Raw genomic sequence first — 15,940 nt, 5'->3', positions numbered from 1 at the left:
CACCGATCGTGAGACCGCATGCTCCGCCTCGCCCCGCACCATCGCCTCTACCGCGTCGCCGTCGACGAGTGGCGGCATGTCACCCCCGCGCTCGAGTTCCACCGCGTCAGCGGTCCGGACGCCCTCGTGGCCGACGTCGTCGAGCGCCTCGCCGCCGGCGGGGTCGAGGATCCCGACGCCCCGTCGGCGACGGACGACCCGGGCGCCCCCCTCGTGCGGCTCCTGCGGGATCGGGGCGCCCTCACCGGCTTCGCCGACGACGCGCCGCGTCCCCTCCCGGGCGCCGGGCCCGTCGCGATCCAGGGCACCGGGCCCGTCGCCGCCGCGCTGCACGCGCTGCTCGGCGACCGGGCGGCCGCCCTCGACCCGGACGACGCCGTCCCGCCGGTCGCCTGCGCCCTCGTCTCGATCGCGCCGGAGCAGCCCGACGCCGCCTGGACCGCGCTCGGGCGGGAGCTCGGCCGCACCGGGATGCCCTGGCATCGCGTGCACCAGGAGGGCGAGCTTTTGGTCGTCGGACCGCTGCAGGCGCCGGGCGGAGCGGGGGCCGTCACCTACGCCGACTACCGGGGCCGCCGTCGCGCCGCCCATCGCGTGGTCGAGGAGCTGGAGCGGCTGTGGGGGGAGGCCGATGCGCGCGCGGCCGCGGGGATCACCCCGCTGGACGCGTGGCACGGCGTCGGCACCGGCGCCGCCGCGACGGCTGCCGGCATCGTGATCCACGAGCTCGCGGAGCACCTGTCGCGCGGCGCCGCGGCCCGGGAGGGCGGCGACGTGGCGGCCGGACCGGGCATCCGCCACGAGCACACGATCGTCCTCGCGACGGGGCTCGTCGAGCGGCATCCCGTGCTGCCGCTCCCCGTCGACCTCGCCGAGGCACCCCTGATCGCCGCACGCCCCGCTCGCGAGCACCCGACGACCGCGGGCGACCGGTGACCGGCTCCGACCGCTTCGGGGTCCCGCTCGCCGCGGCCGACGGGACCGTCCTCGTGCTCGACGCCCACGTGCCCGCGGCGGCAGGGCCCGACGCCCGCGTCCCGTGCGTCGTCACGCGCACCCCGTACGGACGCTCCCGGCACCTCGCCGAGGGGCGCGCCTGGCGGGAGCGCGGCCTGGCGTACGTCGTGCAGGACGTGCGCGGCCGCCACGACTCCGACGGGATCTGGGCGCCGTACCGCGGGGAGCGGGCCGACGGCGCGGCCCTGGTGGACTGGATCGCCGCGCAGCCCTGGAGCGACGGCCGCGTCGTCGCGTACGGCGGCTCGTACTCGGGCGCCACCGCGTGGGCCATGGCGGCCGAGCGCCCGGCCGCGGTCCGCGCGGTCGTGTCCCTCGGTCCCTCGATGTCGCTCGCCGGCACCAAGTTCGGCGGCGGCGGGATCCTCCGGCTCGCGGAGCACGCGTCCTGGTGGCTCGAGCGCGGCGACTCCCGCACGAGCCGCGACGGGCTCGCGGCGCTCGTGTTCGCCGAACGACCGGGCCTCCTGCGGCACCTCCCCGTCGTCGACGTCCCCCGGGCGATGGGCGCGCACCTGCCGTCGTGGCGCCGGATCGTGGAGGACGGGCCGGACGCGCGGACGGGGGAGGAGATCACGCGGGCGGAGCTCGCCGCGCTGACCTGCGCGACACTGCACGTGGGCGGCTGGCACGACCTGCTGCTGCCGGAGACGCTCGCGAACCACGCCGTCGCCGGATCCGCGGTGCCCGGCGTCCCCGCGCATCTCCTCGTCGGCCCGTGGGAGCACGACCTCGTCGGCAGCGCCTCGGGGCGCGTCGGCGACCTCGACCACGGCGACGACACCGTCATCCCGTGGGGCCGGATCCTCGTCGACTGGATCCGCGACGCCCTCGACGGCTCCCTGCCAGCCCGGCGCGCCCGGGTCCACGTGCGCGGGTCCGGCTGGGAGGACCATGACGCGTGGCCCCCGCCGCACACGCCGACCCGCGTCGCGTGGTCGGCGGGTGGCGAGGCCGGCTTCGTGCACGACCCGCGGGATCCACGGCCCTCGCGCCACCCCGGGCGTCGACCGGCGCGCGCTCGCGTCCCGCCCGGACGCGGTGCGCGCCCGCACCCTGCCGCTCGACGGGCCGCTGCGCCTCACCGGCGACGTCGCCGTCGAGCTCACGAGCTCCTCCGACGCCCCCGGCACCGACTGGATCGCCCGGCTCCTCGCCTCGAGCCCCGACGGAGGGGAGCAGGAGCTCGCCGTCGGCGAGACGACGGTCGCCGGCCCGCACGACGGGCTGCGGCTCGGCGTGCCGCTCGGACCCGTCGCGGTCCTGCTCCCCGTCGGCACCGTGCTCGTGCTGGAGCTCGCGGGCGCCGACGCCCCGCGGCTCGCGCGGAACCTCGGCGGGCCGCCGGGGGAGCGGTGCACGTCCACGACGCAGGTGCCGGTGCGGCAGCGGGTGGCGCTCGACGCCGCGACCCCGCTCACGCTGGTGCTGCCGGTCGCCGCGGGCACCGCGCCGACGCCGGACGGGGCGCGAGCGGGCGGCGACGCGATCACCGCCGATCCGCCCGCATCGTCCGTCCCGCGGGAGCGCACCGGCTCGGGGAGCGCATCGTGAGCATCGCCGACCTCGTCGACGCCCGCACGGGCCTCATCACCTCCCTGGCGCGGCAGCCGGCCGATCCGCGCCTGCCCTTCGCGTGGGTCGGGCACGGCGCCACGGTCTCCCGCGCCGACCGCTTCGCGCCGTGGCGGGCCGACGGCTTCGGCTTCGGGGCGTCCGCGGGCGACCCGCTGCCCGCGCGGCTCGCCGCCTGCGGGGAGGCCGTCGAGCGGTACTGCGGCAACGCCGTGCCCGAGCGCCTCGTCCGCGGATCGCACGCGTCGCTGACGGCCGGCGGCGCCCGCGCGGTGGATCCGGAGGAGCTGGCCCTCTACTCGCCCGCGCAGCACGCCGCCCCCGGCTTCCCCTTCCGCCCGTTCACCCGGCACGACGAGGTGCTCTGGGCCCCGGGCGTCGACCTGCACGACGGCGGTCCCGTCCTCGTGCCCGCCTCCCTCGCCTGGCTCGACGTCGTGCACGGCTCGCGCGCCGCCGAGGTGCCGCGCCACTCGCTCGCCTACTCCGGGATCGCCGCGGGCTCGGACGCGCGCATGGCCGTCCGCAACGCGCTCGAGGAGCTCTGGGAGCGCGACGCGACGGCGATCTGGTGGGCGAGCGGCGCCTCCACGCGCCTCGTCGACGACGGCGGCCGGATCACGGGCGCGCTGGGCTGGACCGAGGACCCGACGGCGCCGCGCGTCCGCGTGCGCCTCCTCGAGGTCCCGTCGGAGTCGCCCGCGCCCGTCGTCGCCGCCTTCCTCGAGGAGGAGCACGACGACGGGTCCCGCATGGTCGCGTTCGGCAGCGCCTGCCGCAGCACGCCCGAGCAGGCGGCGACGAAGGCGCTCGTGGAGGCGCTCGGACTCCTGCAGCTCACCCGGCAGCTCGTCGACCCGGCGAGCGAGGTCTGGCGGGCGGTCCGCGCCGGCGGCATCGAGGAGCACGTGTTCCTGCCGTACCGCGCCGACCGGCGCTACCTCGACGACGCGGGACCCGGGTACGCGCGCCTCACCGACCTGCCGCCCGTCGCGCAGCTGCACCTCGACCCGCGGATGAACGGGTCGCACCTCGACCGGCTCCGGCCCGCCGCCGCCGCGCCCCTCGAGGCGCTGCCGCGGATCGACGCGGCCGGTGCCCTCGAGACGCACCTGGAGGCGCTCGCCCGGCTCGGCCTCCGCGCGGTGTCCGTCGACCTGACGACGCCCGACGTCCGGCTCGCAGGGCTCGAGGTCGTCCGCGTGGTCGTGCCCGGGCTCGTGGGGAACGGGCCGCCCGCGTACCCGCTGCGCGGATCCGCCCGCTACCTCGACGTCCCGCGTCGCCTTAGCTTCGACCGCATCCCGGCGAGCGTCGACGCCCTCGTCCCCGACCCGATCCCCCTGGCATGAGAGGCCCGATGGACCCCGCACCCGCATCCGCACCCGCCCGCCCGCGCGGACCGCTGCCCGCCGACCTCGTCGACGCGCGCACCGGCGTGATCCGCCGCGTCGAGCCGCGCGCGACCCCCGCGCACTTCCCGCTCGCGTTCCAGCTCGCCCACGCCGTGCTCGCCGACTCGACCGCCTTCTGCGGGTGGGCCTCGGACGCGTCGGGCGCGGGCCACGCCTTCGCGGATCCGGACGCCGTGCGCGGCGCAGCCGTGGGCGAGGCGGTCGAGCGGTACTGCGGCAACCTCGTGCCCGCCGGGCTCGTGCGCGACTCGGCCCGGCGGCTCCGCGCGGCAGGGCGCGCCGTGCTGGATCCGGCCGCCCTCTCCCTGTACTCCGTCGCGCAGCACGCGAGCGGTCGGCTGCCCGTCGACGTCCTCGACGCGGACGCCGTCGTCGACTGGACGGAGGCCGAGCGGCTCGGGACGGCGGACCGCGTGCTCGTCCCCGCCTCGCTGGTCTGGGTGTCGCACGCGCTCCTCGTGCCGCCCGCGGTGCACCCGATCATGCAGGCCGGGCTCGCGACCGGGCGATCCCGCGAGGAGGCCCTCTGGGGCGGGCTCGGCGAGGTGGTCGAGCGCGACGCGATGACGCGCGCCTGGACGGACGGCGAGGGCGTCGTCGAGCTCGACGTCCCGCGGGCGCTGCACGACCTGGCGCGCGGGCCGGACGGCGCCCTCTCCTGCCGCTGGTTCCTGTTCCCGCACGGATCCGGCGTCCCCGTCCTCGGCGCCCTGCTCGCGGACGCCCGCACCGGCTGCCTCACGCTCGGCATGGCGAGCGGCGGGCTCCCGACGCGCGCCGCCCGCAAGGCGCTGGGGGAGGCCCTGCAGCTGCAGCTCTTCCAGGCCGATCTCGACGACCCCGACGGGCCCTACATGGCCGCCGCGCGCGACCCGGGCAGCCCGCTGAAGCCCTGGCGCGCCGACCGGGCCTACCGCCTCGCCTACCGGGACGACCTCACCGACGTCGTCGACTACGGCTGCCACCTGCAGCTGCACCTGGACCCGGTCGTGCAGCGCGTGTTCCGGGAGGAGCTCGCCCGGTCCATCACCGGCCGCATCCCGCTCGCGGATGCGTCCGACCGGTGGGGAGGGCGGGAGCGGCTGCCGGAGCTCGTCGAGGCGATGCGAGCGCGCGGGCACGACGTGCTCGCGGTCGACGTGACGCTCCCGGAGGTCCGCCGCGCCGGCCTGCACGTGATGCGCGTGATCGTGCCCGGCCTCCGCTCGAACGCGCCGCACGCGCTGCCCTTCCTCGGCGGCCCGGATCCCGCGCCGCCGCGCGCTCCGAGGCCCGTGCCGCTCCCGCACTGAGCCGGTCCGCCCCGAGCCCGCCGTGCACCCAGCCCTCCCGACACCCGATCACCCACCCGAGAGCGACATGGAACCGACGACGACCCCCGCAGCACCCACCCCGACCCCCGCACCGCCGACCCCGACCCCCGCGGACACCGCCCCCGCACCGACCTCGCGCGCGCCCGGTCGTGCCCGGATCACACGGCGCGTCCTCGTCCCCGCCCTGCTCCTCGCGGCGCCGATCGTCCTGGCGGTCGCGATGGGGACGGGCTCGGTGCCGGTCTCGCCCCTGCACGTCGCGCAGGTGGTGGTGCACCACGCCCTCGGCGCGGGCCCCGGCGGCGGCCTCGACCCCATCGACGACCAGATCGTGTGGGAGTACCGGGCGCCGCGCGTGCTGCTCGCGCTCGTCACGGGCGCCGCGCTCGCCCTCGCGGGCACGGTCCTGCAGACGCTGATCCGCAACCCGCTCGCGGATCCCTTCGTCCTCGGCATCGCGTCGGGCGCGTCGCTCGGGGCGGTGGCGGCGCTCGTCGTCGGCGCGTCCGCGGCGGGCCTCCTCGCGACGCTCGGCGTCACGGGCGCGGCCTTCGCGGGGGCCATCGGGACCCTCGCGCTCGTGCTGGCGCTCGGGCGGCGCGGCGGCCGCGTGGATCCGGCGCGCCTGGTGCTCGTCGGCGTCTCGATCTCCTCGCTCCTGCAGGCGCTCACGAGCTGGCTGCAGCTGCAGGCGTCGCCCGACCAGATCGCCGGCGTGCTGTTCTGGCTCCTCGGCAGCGTCTCGGGTGCCACCTGGTCGTCGCTCGCCCTGCCCGCCGTCGCGCTCGCGGCCGGACTCGTCGGGCTCCTGGCCGCCGGGCGGACGCTCGACGCGCTCCTCCTCGGCGACGACCGCGCGGCGTCCCTCGGCGTCGACCTCTCCCGATCCCGGACGCTCCTCTTCGCCGTCTCCGCGCTGCTCACGGCCGCGGCCGTGTCGGTGGCGGGCGGCGTCGGGTTCGTGGGCCTCATCGCCCCGCATCTCGTCCGCCTCGTCGTGGGTCCCGCGCACCGGCGCCTGCTGCCGCTCGCCGCGCTCGTCGGCGGTCTGTTCCTCGTCCTCGCCGACCTCGCGGGGCGCACGCTCACCGCCCCGCGCGAGCTGCCGCTCTCGATCGTCACCGCGCTCGTCGGCGTCCCCGTGTTCCTCGCGGTCCTGCTCCGCGCCGACGGCGGGCGGACCCGATGAGGCTGTCGATCGAGGACGTGGTCGTCCGCATCGGGCGTGCGACGCCCGTCACCGCGGCCACGCTGGAGGCGCGCGACGGCGAGCTGGTCGGCCTCGTCGGCCCGAACGGCAGCGGCAAGTCCACGCTCCTCAAGGCCCTGTACCGGGCCCTGCCGGTCGCGCGGGGCACGGTGCTCCTCGGCGACCGGGACCTCCGCGGCATGCGGCCCCGCGACTCCGCCCGCGTCGTCGCCGCGCTCACGCAGGACCACGGCGACGACGGCGCGCTCGACGTCCGCGCGGTCGTCGCCACCGGGCTCACGCCGCACAAGCGCGCGCTCGACCGCGACACGGACGACGACCGCGCGCTCGTCGACGCCTGCCTCGCACGCACGGGCGCCGCCCACCTCGCCGACCGCGCCGTCCGCTCCCTGTCCGGCGGCGAGCGCCAGCGCGTGATGCTCGCGGCCGCCCTCGCGCAGCGTCCGCGGATCCTCGTGCTCGACGAGCCGACCAACCACCTCGACGTCGCGACCCAGCTGGAGCTCCTCGACCTCGTGCGGGGGCTCGGCGTCACGGTGGTCGTCGCCCTGCACGACCTCAACCTCGCCGCCGCCTACTGCGACCGGATCCACGTCGTGCACCAGGGCCGCATCGTCGCCGGCGGGACGCCCGACGAGGTGCTGCGCCCGGGGATCCTCCGCGACGTCTTCGGCGTCGACGTGCACCTGGGCGAGCACCCCGTCACGGGCCGCCGCCACCTCTTCTTCAGCACGCCCACCACGACCCGCACCCAGGACGGACGACCATGACCACCCGCATCCCCGCACGCCGCCGCGCACACCGGATCCTCGCCCTCGCGGCCGGCGCGACCGCCGCCGCCCTCCTCCTCGCGGGCTGCGCGACCGCCTCCGCCGACGACCGCACCGCCCCGACGGCCGGCGCCTCGGGACCCGTGTCCGTCGACTCCTGCGACCGCACCCTGTCGTTCGCCGAGGGCCCGCAGCGCATCGTCTCCCTGTGGCCCGCGGTCACCGAGATGCTGCTCGAGCTGGGCGCGGGCGACCGGATCGTCGGCCAGGCCTACACGGACCAGTCGCCCCCGCTCGACCGCTACCGCGAGGCCTACGACCGGGTCCCCGTCCTCGCGACGGGCGCCGTCGACCGGGAGACCCTGCTGGCGGCGCACCCCGACCTCATCGTGGCCGACGGCGAGTACCACTTCGACGGCACCGAGCTGCCCACGATCGACGACCTGGCCGCCCTCGGGATCCGCGTCTACGTCATCAGCTCGTTCTGCCACGGCCAGGTCACCACCGGCCACGTCGACGATGCCGTGACCGACCTCCGATCGCTCGGCGTCCTCCTCGGCGCCGGCGAGGCCGCCGACCGCGCCGTCGCCGACGCGCGGTCGCAGCTCGCCGCGGTCGACGCGGCCGTCGCGAGCGCGGACCCGGTCGACCTCGCGGTGCTGCAGATCTTCGACGGATCCGTGTACGCCGACGCCCGCGGCCTCTACAGCGACGTCGTCGCCCGCGCCGGCGGCCGGAACGTGTACGAGGACGCCCTGCCCGCGGACCAGTACTACGGAGAGATCAGCGTCGAGGACGTGGCGCGGCGCGATCCCGGCACGATCGTGTACCTCTACTCCACCGACGCCGAGCGCGACGGCGTCCGCGCCGACCTCGAGGCGCGCCTGCCCGGCGTCCGGGCCGTGCGCGAGGGCCGCCTGCTCGCGCTCCCGTCCACCGACTTCATCGGCTCCCGCGCGGTCGACGGGGTCGTCGCCCTGCACGCGCTGCTCCATGGCTGAGCGGACCCCGTCGTCCCGCGATCCCCGCGCCTTCGACCTCTACGTCGTCTCGCGCGGCATCTCCTGGGCGGGCAACGCGCTCACGGCGGTCGCCCTCCCGGTGCTGGTCTTCACGACCACGGGCGACCCCGCGCTGCTCGGCCTCGTCGCGATGATGGAGGCGCTGCCGTACCTGCTGCTCGCCCTGCCGGTGGGCGCGCTCGTGGACGGGTGGGACGCCCGCCGGACGATGCTCGCCACCACCTGGCTGAGCGCCGCGGCGACGGCGACCGTGCCGCTCGCGGCGCTGGCCGGCCCCCCGCATCCGGCGCTCCTCGTCGCCGTCGCCGCGGCCGTGTCCTCGCTCTTCGTCTTCTTCGACGCCGCGAGCTTCTCCGCCGTGCCCGCGCTGGTGGGCCGTGACCGCGTGGGCGCCGCCACCACGCGCATGACGACGGTCTACACGGTGATCGGCATCGCGGGCCCGCTCGCCGGGGCCGCCGCGGTGACCGGCGTCGGCGCACCGGCGGTCCTCGCGATCGACGCGGCGAGCTTCGCGGCCGCGGCCGTGCTGCTGGTCCGCGTCCGCTGGGCACCCGTCGCGCGGCCGCCCGCCCGCGTGCCCCGTCGCCTTGGCCACGAGATCCTCGAGGGGCTCCAGCACATCCGCCGTGCTCCTCTCGTGCGCGACCTCACGCTCGTCGGCGCCGGCAGCAGCCTGACCGGGGGAGCGGTGACGGGCACGCTCGTGGTGATGGTGGCCCACGGCCTCGACGAGCCCGCCGACGGCCCGGCGCTCGGGATCCTCGCGGCGGCGGCCGCCTGCGGGACCCTCGCGGCGTCGCGAGCCCTCCGCCCCGTCCAGCGGCGGGTCGGCGTCGGCGCGATCGCGCTCGGCGCGCTCGCGCTGCAGGTGGCGCTCACCGCGGCCTGGTCCGCGGTCGGGTCCCTCGTCGTCGCCGTCCTCGTCCTCGCGGCCTGGCAGGCGGCGACCTCCACCGTCGCGCTGTCCGGGATCGTCGTCCGGCAGACGGTGACGCCCGCGCACCTGCAGGGCCGCGTCAACACCACGGCGCGCATGGTCGCGTGGGGCGGGCAGCCGATCGGGGCGGGGCTCGGCGGCGTCATCGCCTCGTCCGCCGGGATCCGCACGGCGATCCTCGTCACCGGCCTCGGAGCCCTGGCGAGCCTCGCGGGAGCCGCCGCCTCCGGGCTCCGGCGCGCGCCGCGCCTCGCCGACCTGCCCGTCCCCGACAGCGGCGACACGACCGTCGCGCGCTAGGTGAGCGGAGGCGCCCGAATTCTTTGCTACGCTTTCCAGGTTGCTCCACGTGATCCTCGATAGCTCAATTGGCAGAGCAGCCGGCTGTTAACCGGCAGGTTGTTGGTTCGAGTCCAACTCGGGGAGCGAAGGCCTCGCGGCTCCACCCGCGGGGCCTTTTTCCTTGGCCCGCGCGGGATGCGGTGATGCCGCCGGTCGCACGGCCGCCCGGCCGCGTCCCTCAGTCCTCGAGCCGGTCGCGCCCTGGGAGCCACGAGACGCCGGGGACGCCCCAGCCGCTCTTGCGGATCACCTTGGCCACGGGCTTCGCGTGCTCGTGCGCGAGCCGGTCGGTGTAGAGGTAGCCGTCGAGGTGGTCGTACTCGTGCTGCAGGATGCGCGCGAACCACCCCTCGGCCTCGAGCTCGAAGGGCATCCCGTCGAGGTCGACCGCGCGGAGGATCGCCCGCTCGGCGCGCACGAGCGAAAAGCGCTCGCCCGGGAACGACAGGCAGCCCTCCTCCTCGGTGTCCTCGTCGGCCTCGCGCACCGGCACGGGCGTGATGAAGAGGTCGGGGTTCACGGCCACGCCCCGCAGCGGCTCGCCCGCCTCGGTCTCGTACGAGTAGACGAAGACGCGCAGCGGCACACCCACCTGCGGGGCCGCGAGGCCCACGCCCGGCGCCTCGTCCATGGTCTCGTACATGTCCGCGACGAGGGTCCGGAGGACGTCGTCGAACACCTCGACGTCGCGGGCGCGGGCGTGCAGGACGGGGTCTCCGGTGATCCGGATCGGGAGGACGGGCATGCAGCCGATGATAGGCGGGCCGCCGGGTACAGTCGGGGCGTGCCCTTCGACGCCAGCCCCGTGCTCCAGGCAGCATCGCTGACCCCGTACCAGGCGCTCGGCATCCCGATCGCCCTCGTGGGCGCCGTGTTCCTCTCGCTGGGCGCGCAGCTGCAGTCGCAGGGCGTCGCGAAGATGGAGGCGCGCGGCACGAAGAGCACCTCGGGCCTCAGCCTCCGCCAGCTCGGCGCGCTCCTCGGCCGGCCCTCGTGGGTCGCCGGGACGGTGATGCTCGGCCTCGCCATCGTGTTCCAGCTCGCGAGCCTCCGCCTGGCACCGCTCATCGTCGTGCAGCCCCTCGGCGCCGTGGCCCTCGTGGTCACCGCCATCCTCAACTCGCGCGCCACCGGCGTCCGGCTCGACCTCAAGGCCAAGCGCGCGGTGGCGCTCTGCATCGGCGGCGTCGGCCTCTTCGTGGTCTTCGCGGCCGTGTTCGCCAAGGAGACGCCCATCCGCACGCCCGAGCTCATCACGATCCTCGTGATCCTCGGCATCGTGCTCGTGGTGCTCGGCGGCCTCTTCCTCTACTTCCGTCGCCACGTGCGCGCGATCTTCTACATCATCAGCGCGGGCGTGCTCTACGGGTTTGTGGCGACGCTCGCCAAGGTCGTCATCAACCGCCTCACCAGCGGGCGACTTCGACGCGCTCACGGCCGTGTGCATCGCGGCCCTCATCGCGGCCACGCTCCTCGGCGCGTACTTCGTGCAGACCGCGTACTCGTCGGGCCCGCCGGACCTCGTCATCGCGGGCCTCACGGTCGTCGACCCGCTCGTCGCCGTCTGCATCGGCGTCACGGTGCTGGGGGAGGCGTCCGACGCCCCGTTCTACGCGGGCGTGGCCTTCCTCGTCGCGGGCGCCGTCGCCGTGGCCGGCGTGTTCCAGCTCGCCAAGCACCACCCGCACGCCTCCTGACGCGTCGGGCGCCCTCCGCGCCGTCGCCGCGCGGTGCCGCCGCGGGCTCCGGGCCTCCCGGTGCGGCGTCGGCCCCCGCGCGGACCCGTGCGATACGGTGCTTCCCGACACCCGGCCCGCGCCACCCGGATCCACGTGGCGCGCCGGACGCCGACACCACTGGAGAGACACTTCTTGCCGAACACCTCGGACACGACCCCGCGCGAGCCCGCGACCTCCGATCGCCCGCTGCGCATCCTCATCGGCGCCGACACGTTCCCGCCGGACGTGAACGGGGCGGCGCGCTTCGCCGAGCGCCTCGCGGGAGGTCTCGTCCGACGCGGGCACGAGGTGCACATCGTCGCCCCCGCTGCCAACCGCAAGCACGGCACGTGGACCGAGGTGCACGACGGCCAGCAGGTCACGGCGCACCGCCTCCGCAGCTGGCGCTGGTACCCGCACGACTGGCTGCGGTTCGCCCTGCCGTGGCACATCAACCAGAACAGCGCCAGGATCCTCGACGCCGTCCAGCCCGACGTCGTCCACTTCCAGTCGCACATCATCACGGGCCGCGGCCTCAGCATCGAGGCCGCGAAGCGCGGCATCCGCATCATCGGCACGAACCACTTCATGCCGGAGAACATGCTCCAGCACACGCTGCTCCCGGTGGCCTGGCAGGACAAGGCCATCACGATGGCGTGGAAGGCCGCCCGCCGCACCTTCGGCCGTGCCGAGGCCGTCACCACACCCACACGCCGCGCCGCCCAGTTCCTCGAGCGGTACACGGGACTCGAAGGCGTCATCGCGATCTCCTGCGGCATCGACGCCGCGAACTACACGCCGGACTTCGCGCCGCGCACGCGCAACCGCATCGTGTTCGTCGGCCGGGTCACGGGGGAGAAGCAGATCGACGTGCTGCTCCGCGCGTTCGCGCTCCTGCCCGCGTCGCTCGACGCCGAGCTCGAGATCGTCGGCGGGGGAGACCAGAAGACCGCGCTCGAGAAGCTCGCGTCCGACCTCGGCATCGCCGACCGCACCACGTTCACCGGCTACGTCACCGACGAGGAGCTCCGCCGCGCCTACACGCGCGCCACCGTCCTCGCGATGCCCAGCATCGCCGAGCTGCAGTCCATCGTCACCATGGAGGCCATGGCCTCCGCCCTGCCCGTGGTCGCGGCCGACGCCATGGCGCTCCCGCACCTCGTGCACGACGGCGAGAACGGCTACCTCTTCCGCCCGGGCGACGCCGACGACCTCGCCGCGAAGCTCCGGCTGGTGCTCGAGGCGCCCGAGGAGGAGCTCCAGCGCATGAAGCGCGAGAGCCTCCAGGTGGTCGCGTCGCACGACATCGAGCGCACGATCTCGACGTTCGAGAGCCTGTATCGTGGCGAGTCCGTGGCCACCCCGGTCACGGACGAGGCGCACGGACACGCGGACGGCCGAGGCGCCGCCTAGCCCGTCCGTCCGTCCCGGGGCGGTAGCTCAGCTGGTCAGAGCAGCGGACTCATAATCCGTCGGTCATGGGTTCAAGTCCCATCCGCCCTACGCACCGTCGCGCATCGCGCCGCCGTCGCGCCCCCGATCCCGCGCCCCCCTCCAACTGGGGTGCGCCGCATCGGCGCCGCGAGCCCTGCCCGGTTCACCATCTGCATCGGCTCTCGATTACCATGAGCGAAGAATTGACCGGTCGCGGGGCCCCCGCCCCTGACGACCGCCACCGGCCACCCGCCGTCGAGGCGCACGCGTCCGAGCGGGATCCGACCATCACCGCGAGGACACGATGACCAGCACCAGAGCACGCGACACCCTGCCGCCGACCACGGTCGCACCGGAGGGCTCCAGCACGAGGTCCTTCCGCGGCGACATCCAGGGGCTCCGCGCGCTCGCGGTCGTGGCGGTCATCCTCGACCACCTGCTCGCCTGGCCGTCCGGCGGGTTCCTCGGCGTCGACGTCTTCTTCGTGATCTCGGGCTTCATCATCACGTCGCTGCTCCTGCGCCAGCACGAGCGCCTGGGGCGCATCTCGTTCGGCGAGTTCTATCGCAAGCGCGTCAAGCGGATCCTGCCCGCCTCCACCGCGGTCCTCGTGGTCACGGTGCTCGCCAGCTTCCTGGTGTTCCTGACCGGGCGCGCCACGAGCATCGCGTGGGACAGCCTCGCGGCCTTCTTCTTCGTCGCCAACTGGCGCTTCGCCGCGACCGACACGGACTACTGGGCCGCCGACAGCGCCGTCTCGCCCGTCCAGCACTACTGGTCGCTGGGCGTCGAGGAGCAGTTCTACGTCGTCTGGCCGATCCTCCTCACGCTGGGCCTCGCGCTCTCGCTGCGCTTCCGCGGCGCGGGCCGCCACCACGGGATCCTCACGGCGATCCTCCTCGTCGTCACCGTCGGGTCGTTCGCCTGGGCCCTGGCGGACACCGCCGGCAACGCCGCCGTCGCGTACTTCTCGACCTTCTCGCGCGCCTGGGAGCTCGGCATCGGCGCCCTGCTCGCGGTGGCCATGCCGCTGCTGCTGCGCATCCCGGACGCCGTGCGCCCGGTCCTCGCCTGGCTGGGCCTCGCGGTCATCGCCTACGGCCTCTTCGCCCTCAACAGCGAGTCGCCCATCCCCGCGCCCGGCTCCATGATCCCCGTGGTCGGCGCCGCCCTCGTGATCGCCGGCGGCACCGGCGGTGCCCAGCGGTTCATCTGGCCGCTCACCAACCCCGTGTCGCGCTACCTCGGCGACATCTCGTACTCGCTGTACCTGTGGCACTTCCCCGTGATCGTGATCCTCGCGGCCGTGTCCGACACCGCCGGGCTCGCCTACCCGATCATCGTGCTCGTCCTGACCCTCGGCCTCTCGGTGCTCTCGTACCACGGCCTCGAGAACCCGATCCGCCGCTCCGAGTGGCTGGAGCCCGGGGCCGCCGCGCGCCGCAAGCGCAAGCGCGCGAGCCGCCAGTCCGGCTTCGGCCTGAGCACCGGCACGAAGGTCGGCGCCATCGGGACCGTCGCGCTGGTGACGATCACCATGCTCAGCCTCGCCGTCGTCCGGCAGCAGGAGTCGTCCGACGTCTCGGCGCTCGACGTGCCCGCCTCCGCGGGCACGGGGGACGCGCCGGCGGACGCCCCGGTCGCCGCGGGCGACCTCGGCGCCCTGCAGACGCAGATCCGCGACGCGCTGTCGGCCACCGAGTGGCCGGAGCTCGTCCCCGCCGTCGACGGCCTGGAGAAGGCCGCCGTCCCCGTGGAGGACGCCCAGGGCTGCGGCCGCACCGATCCCGACGACGCGCGCTCCTGCTCGTTCGGCGACCCCAAGAAGCCGACGATCATGGTGCTCGGCGACTCCACGGGCATCACGCTCCTGCCGACGGTGCGCGCCATGTACGAGTCCACCCACCACATCCGCGGCCTGACGTACGCCGGCTGCGCCGTCATGGACGTCGAGTGGGACTTCCCGGACGCCTCCACGAAGAGCGGCTGCCTCGACTTCCGCGAGAAGGCGGCCGCCGCCATCGCCGAGGAGAAGCCGGAGATGCTCTTCGTGAGCAACAGCTACGGCCAGGTCCTGAAGCTCGCCTCGAAGGCGACGGGCGACGACGCCGTGGCCGAGTGGTCCGCGGGCGTCCAGAGCACCGTCGACAAGGTGCGCGGCGACGTCGGCGAGGTCGTCCTCGTCTCGTCCCCGCCCGTCGGCCAGCCGCTCGAGACGTGCGCGACGAAGGTCTCCACGCCCGCGGACTGCACCGCGGAGATCCCCGGCGCCTGGAAGGTGGGCGACCGCGCCCAGGAGGACGCCGCGAAGACCCTCGGCATCGCGTACGTCGACACCTCGCCGCTCTTCTGCTTCGAGGAGCGCTGCCCCGCGTTCGTCGGGACGACGCCGACGAAGCGCGACAGCGTGCACACCACCCCGCAGTACGCGGCGATCATCATCCCCGCGTTCACGCAGGTGCTCGAGGAGGCCCGGGCGGCCGTCCCCGCCTGATCCACGACGGAGGCGGCCGCTCGGTCGAGCGGCCGCCCCCTTAGTCCGGTCGCCTCGGCGCGCCGGCTGCCCCCGTCGGGCGGCCGCCTCAGACCTCCCGCGACATCCACACGTAGGACGGGTGCTCGGGGTTCCGCCCGCGATCGACGAACCCCGCGCGGGCGTACGCCCGGAGGGCCGCGTCGTTGCCCGGCACCACGTTCAGCCCGACGCGGCGGGCTCCCTCCCGCGCCGCCTGCCGGACGGCCGCCTCCACGAGGACCGGACCCCAGCCCCGCCCGCGCACCGCGGGCGCCAGCGCGATCCGCGTCAGGCGCGCGCCCGGGACACCGCCATCCGCGCCGGCCGTCACGGGGACGATCTCCACGTGCCCGACGGCGTCGTCCGGTGCGCCGCGCCGAGGACCGCCGTCCGTCCCGCGGCCGCCCTCCGATCCGGGCGTGACGACGGCCGACCACGCGCGTGCCGCGGGATGGCCCGGTCGCGCCGCGTCGTCGGGCGTGAACGGCCACGGCGCGTCGTCGCCCGCGAACAGGCGGAACGCCGCCTCGTCGGGGAACCAGGAGCGGAGGGGCTCCGCGTCGCGGGCAGGGCGGAACGGCCGCAGCCGCAGGACGTCGTCGGGATCGGGCATCGCGTCGGTCTCCGTATTCCATACGTAACAAGATGGAAAAGATCAAGCCTTACTGT

At 75.6% G+C, this 15,940-nt stretch carries 13 protein-coding genes, 2 tRNA genes and 2 pseudogenes; 15 read left to right on the top strand and 2 right to left on the bottom strand.

Going from position 1 to position 15,940, the window contains the following annotated elements; translation table 11 throughout:
• Window positions 1-18: 18 nt before the first annotated feature.
• From QFZ62_RS02350 to QFZ62_RS02310, 10 genes and pseudogenes are all read left to right on the top strand, one after another.
• Window positions 19-936: a hypothetical protein gene (locus tag QFZ62_RS02350; protein WP_307501229.1), complete on the top strand. Its 918-nt coding sequence runs from the start codon at window positions 19-21 to the stop codon at window positions 934-936.
• Window positions 933-1,964 (top strand): annotated as a pseudogene (locus tag QFZ62_RS15560) (CocE/NonD family hydrolase); the annotation flags it as partial. The gene QFZ62_RS02350 and the pseudogene QFZ62_RS15560, both read left to right, overlap by 4 nt.
• Window positions 1,912-2,571, top strand: coding sequence for a CocE/NonD family hydrolase C-terminal non-catalytic domain-containing protein (locus QFZ62_RS02345; protein ID WP_307501227.1), 660 nt, complete (start codon window positions 1,912-1,914; stop codon window positions 2,569-2,571). The pseudogene QFZ62_RS15560 and the gene QFZ62_RS02345, both read left to right, overlap by 53 nt.
• Window positions 2,568-3,944, top strand: coding sequence for a YcaO-like family protein (locus tag QFZ62_RS02340; RefSeq protein ID WP_307501224.1), 1,377 nt, complete (start codon window positions 2,568-2,570; stop codon window positions 3,942-3,944). The genes QFZ62_RS02345 and QFZ62_RS02340 overlap by 4 nt, the downstream gene beginning before the upstream one ends.
• Window positions 3,945-3,952: 8 nt before the next feature.
• A complete protein-coding gene (locus QFZ62_RS02335; protein ID WP_307501223.1) occupies window positions 3,953-5,299 on the top strand; it encodes a YcaO-like family protein in 1,347 nt (448 codons plus the stop codon).
• A gap of 67 nt (window positions 5,300-5,366) precedes the next feature.
• Window positions 5,367-6,509: an iron ABC transporter permease gene (locus QFZ62_RS02330; RefSeq protein ID WP_307501220.1), complete on the top strand. Its 1,143-nt coding sequence runs from the start codon at window positions 5,367-5,369 to the stop codon at window positions 6,507-6,509.
• Window positions 6,506-7,300, top strand: a complete 795-nt coding sequence (locus QFZ62_RS02325) for an ABC transporter ATP-binding protein (RefSeq protein WP_307501217.1) — start codon at window positions 6,506-6,508, stop codon at window positions 7,298-7,300. The genes QFZ62_RS02330 and QFZ62_RS02325 overlap by 4 nt, the downstream gene beginning before the upstream one ends.
• Window positions 7,297-8,301, top strand: a complete 1,005-nt coding sequence (locus tag QFZ62_RS02320; RefSeq protein ID WP_307501214.1) for an ABC transporter substrate-binding protein — start codon at window positions 7,297-7,299, stop codon at window positions 8,299-8,301. The genes QFZ62_RS02325 and QFZ62_RS02320 overlap by 4 nt, the downstream gene beginning before the upstream one ends.
• Window positions 8,294-9,562 (top strand): MFS transporter, encoded by a 1,269-nt coding sequence (locus QFZ62_RS02315; RefSeq protein WP_307501212.1) that lies wholly within the window; start codon window positions 8,294-8,296, stop codon window positions 9,560-9,562. Before QFZ62_RS02320 ends, QFZ62_RS02315 begins: the two co-directional genes overlap by 8 nt.
• Window positions 9,563-9,615: 53 nt before the next feature.
• Window positions 9,616-9,688, top strand: a tRNA-Asn gene (locus QFZ62_RS02310).
• Window positions 9,689-9,782: 94 nt separating this feature from the next.
• Here QFZ62_RS02310 and def read toward each other — a convergent pair.
• The gene (def, locus tag QFZ62_RS02305) at window positions 9,783-10,349 is read right to left on the bottom strand and encodes a peptide deformylase (RefSeq protein ID WP_307501210.1); all 567 of its coding nucleotides are present in this window, start codon (window positions 10,347-10,349) and stop codon (window positions 9,783-9,785) included.
• Between def and QFZ62_RS15555 the strand changes: the two are divergent.
• The 5 genes and pseudogenes from QFZ62_RS15555 to QFZ62_RS02285 form a co-directional block, all read left to right on the top strand.
• Window positions 10,305-10,784, top strand: a pseudogene (locus QFZ62_RS15555) (DMT family transporter); the annotation flags it as partial. The gene def and the pseudogene QFZ62_RS15555 sit on opposite strands and share 45 nt — an antisense overlap.
• 259 nt (window positions 10,785-11,043) lie before the next feature.
• Window positions 11,044-11,301 (top strand): hypothetical protein, encoded by a 258-nt coding sequence (locus QFZ62_RS15550; RefSeq protein WP_373425931.1) that lies wholly within the window; start codon window positions 11,044-11,046, stop codon window positions 11,299-11,301.
• A gap of 174 nt (window positions 11,302-11,475) precedes the next feature.
• On the top strand, window positions 11,476-12,735 hold the full coding sequence (locus QFZ62_RS02295) for a glycosyltransferase (RefSeq protein WP_307501208.1): 1,260 nt from the start codon (window positions 11,476-11,478) through the stop codon (window positions 12,733-12,735).
• Window positions 12,736-12,751: 16 nt separating this feature from the next.
• Window positions 12,752-12,825: transfer RNA gene (locus tag QFZ62_RS02290), tRNA-Ile, on the top strand.
• A gap of 235 nt (window positions 12,826-13,060) precedes the next feature.
• On the top strand, window positions 13,061-15,250 hold the full coding sequence (locus tag QFZ62_RS02285; protein ID WP_307501206.1) for an acyltransferase family protein: 2,190 nt from the start codon (window positions 13,061-13,063) through the stop codon (window positions 15,248-15,250).
• 88 nt (window positions 15,251-15,338) lie between these two features.
• Here QFZ62_RS02285 and QFZ62_RS02280 read toward each other — a convergent pair whose 3' ends face one another.
• The gene (locus QFZ62_RS02280; RefSeq protein ID WP_307501204.1) at window positions 15,339-15,884 is read right to left on the bottom strand and encodes a GNAT family N-acetyltransferase; all 546 of its coding nucleotides are present in this window, start codon (window positions 15,882-15,884) and stop codon (window positions 15,339-15,341) included.
• Window positions 15,885-15,940: the final 56 nt, after the last annotated feature.

This window comes from Clavibacter sp. B3I6 (assembly GCF_030816895.1).
Lineage (GTDB): Bacteria > Actinomycetota > Actinomycetes > Actinomycetales > Microbacteriaceae > Clavibacter.
The sequence above is the reverse complement of the archived record's forward strand: the minus strand, read 5'-3'. Positions and strand labels throughout refer to the sequence as shown.

Bases quoted from the DNA above. Each gene is read 5' to 3' on its own strand.
- QFZ62_RS02320 (WP_307501214.1), top strand. From the start codon at position 7,297: ATGACCACCCGCATCCCCGCACGCCGCCGCGCACACCGGATCCTCGCC.
- QFZ62_RS02280 (WP_307501204.1), bottom strand. From the start codon at position 15,884: ATGCCCGATCCCGACGACGTCCTGCGGCTGCGGCCGTTCCGCCCTGCC.
- QFZ62_RS02330 (WP_307501220.1), top strand. From the start codon at position 5,367: ATGGAACCGACGACGACCCCCGCAGCACCCACCCCGACCCCCGCACCG.
- QFZ62_RS02335 (WP_307501223.1), top strand. From the start codon at position 3,953: ATGGACCCCGCACCCGCATCCGCACCCGCCCGCCCGCGCGGACCGCTG.
- QFZ62_RS02315 (WP_307501212.1), top strand. From the start codon at position 8,294: ATGGCTGAGCGGACCCCGTCGTCCCGCGATCCCCGCGCCTTCGACCTC.
- QFZ62_RS02345 (WP_307501227.1), top strand. From the start codon at position 1,912: ATGACGCGTGGCCCCCGCCGCACACGCCGACCCGCGTCGCGTGGTCGG.
- QFZ62_RS02350 (WP_307501229.1), top strand. From the start codon at position 19: ATGCTCCGCCTCGCCCCGCACCATCGCCTCTACCGCGTCGCCGTCGAC.
- def (WP_307501210.1), bottom strand. From the start codon at position 10,349: ATGCCCGTCCTCCCGATCCGGATCACCGGAGACCCCGTCCTGCACGCC.
- QFZ62_RS02285 (WP_307501206.1), top strand. From the start codon at position 13,061: ATGACCAGCACCAGAGCACGCGACACCCTGCCGCCGACCACGGTCGCA.
- QFZ62_RS02325 (WP_307501217.1), top strand. From the start codon at position 6,506: ATGAGGCTGTCGATCGAGGACGTGGTCGTCCGCATCGGGCGTGCGACG.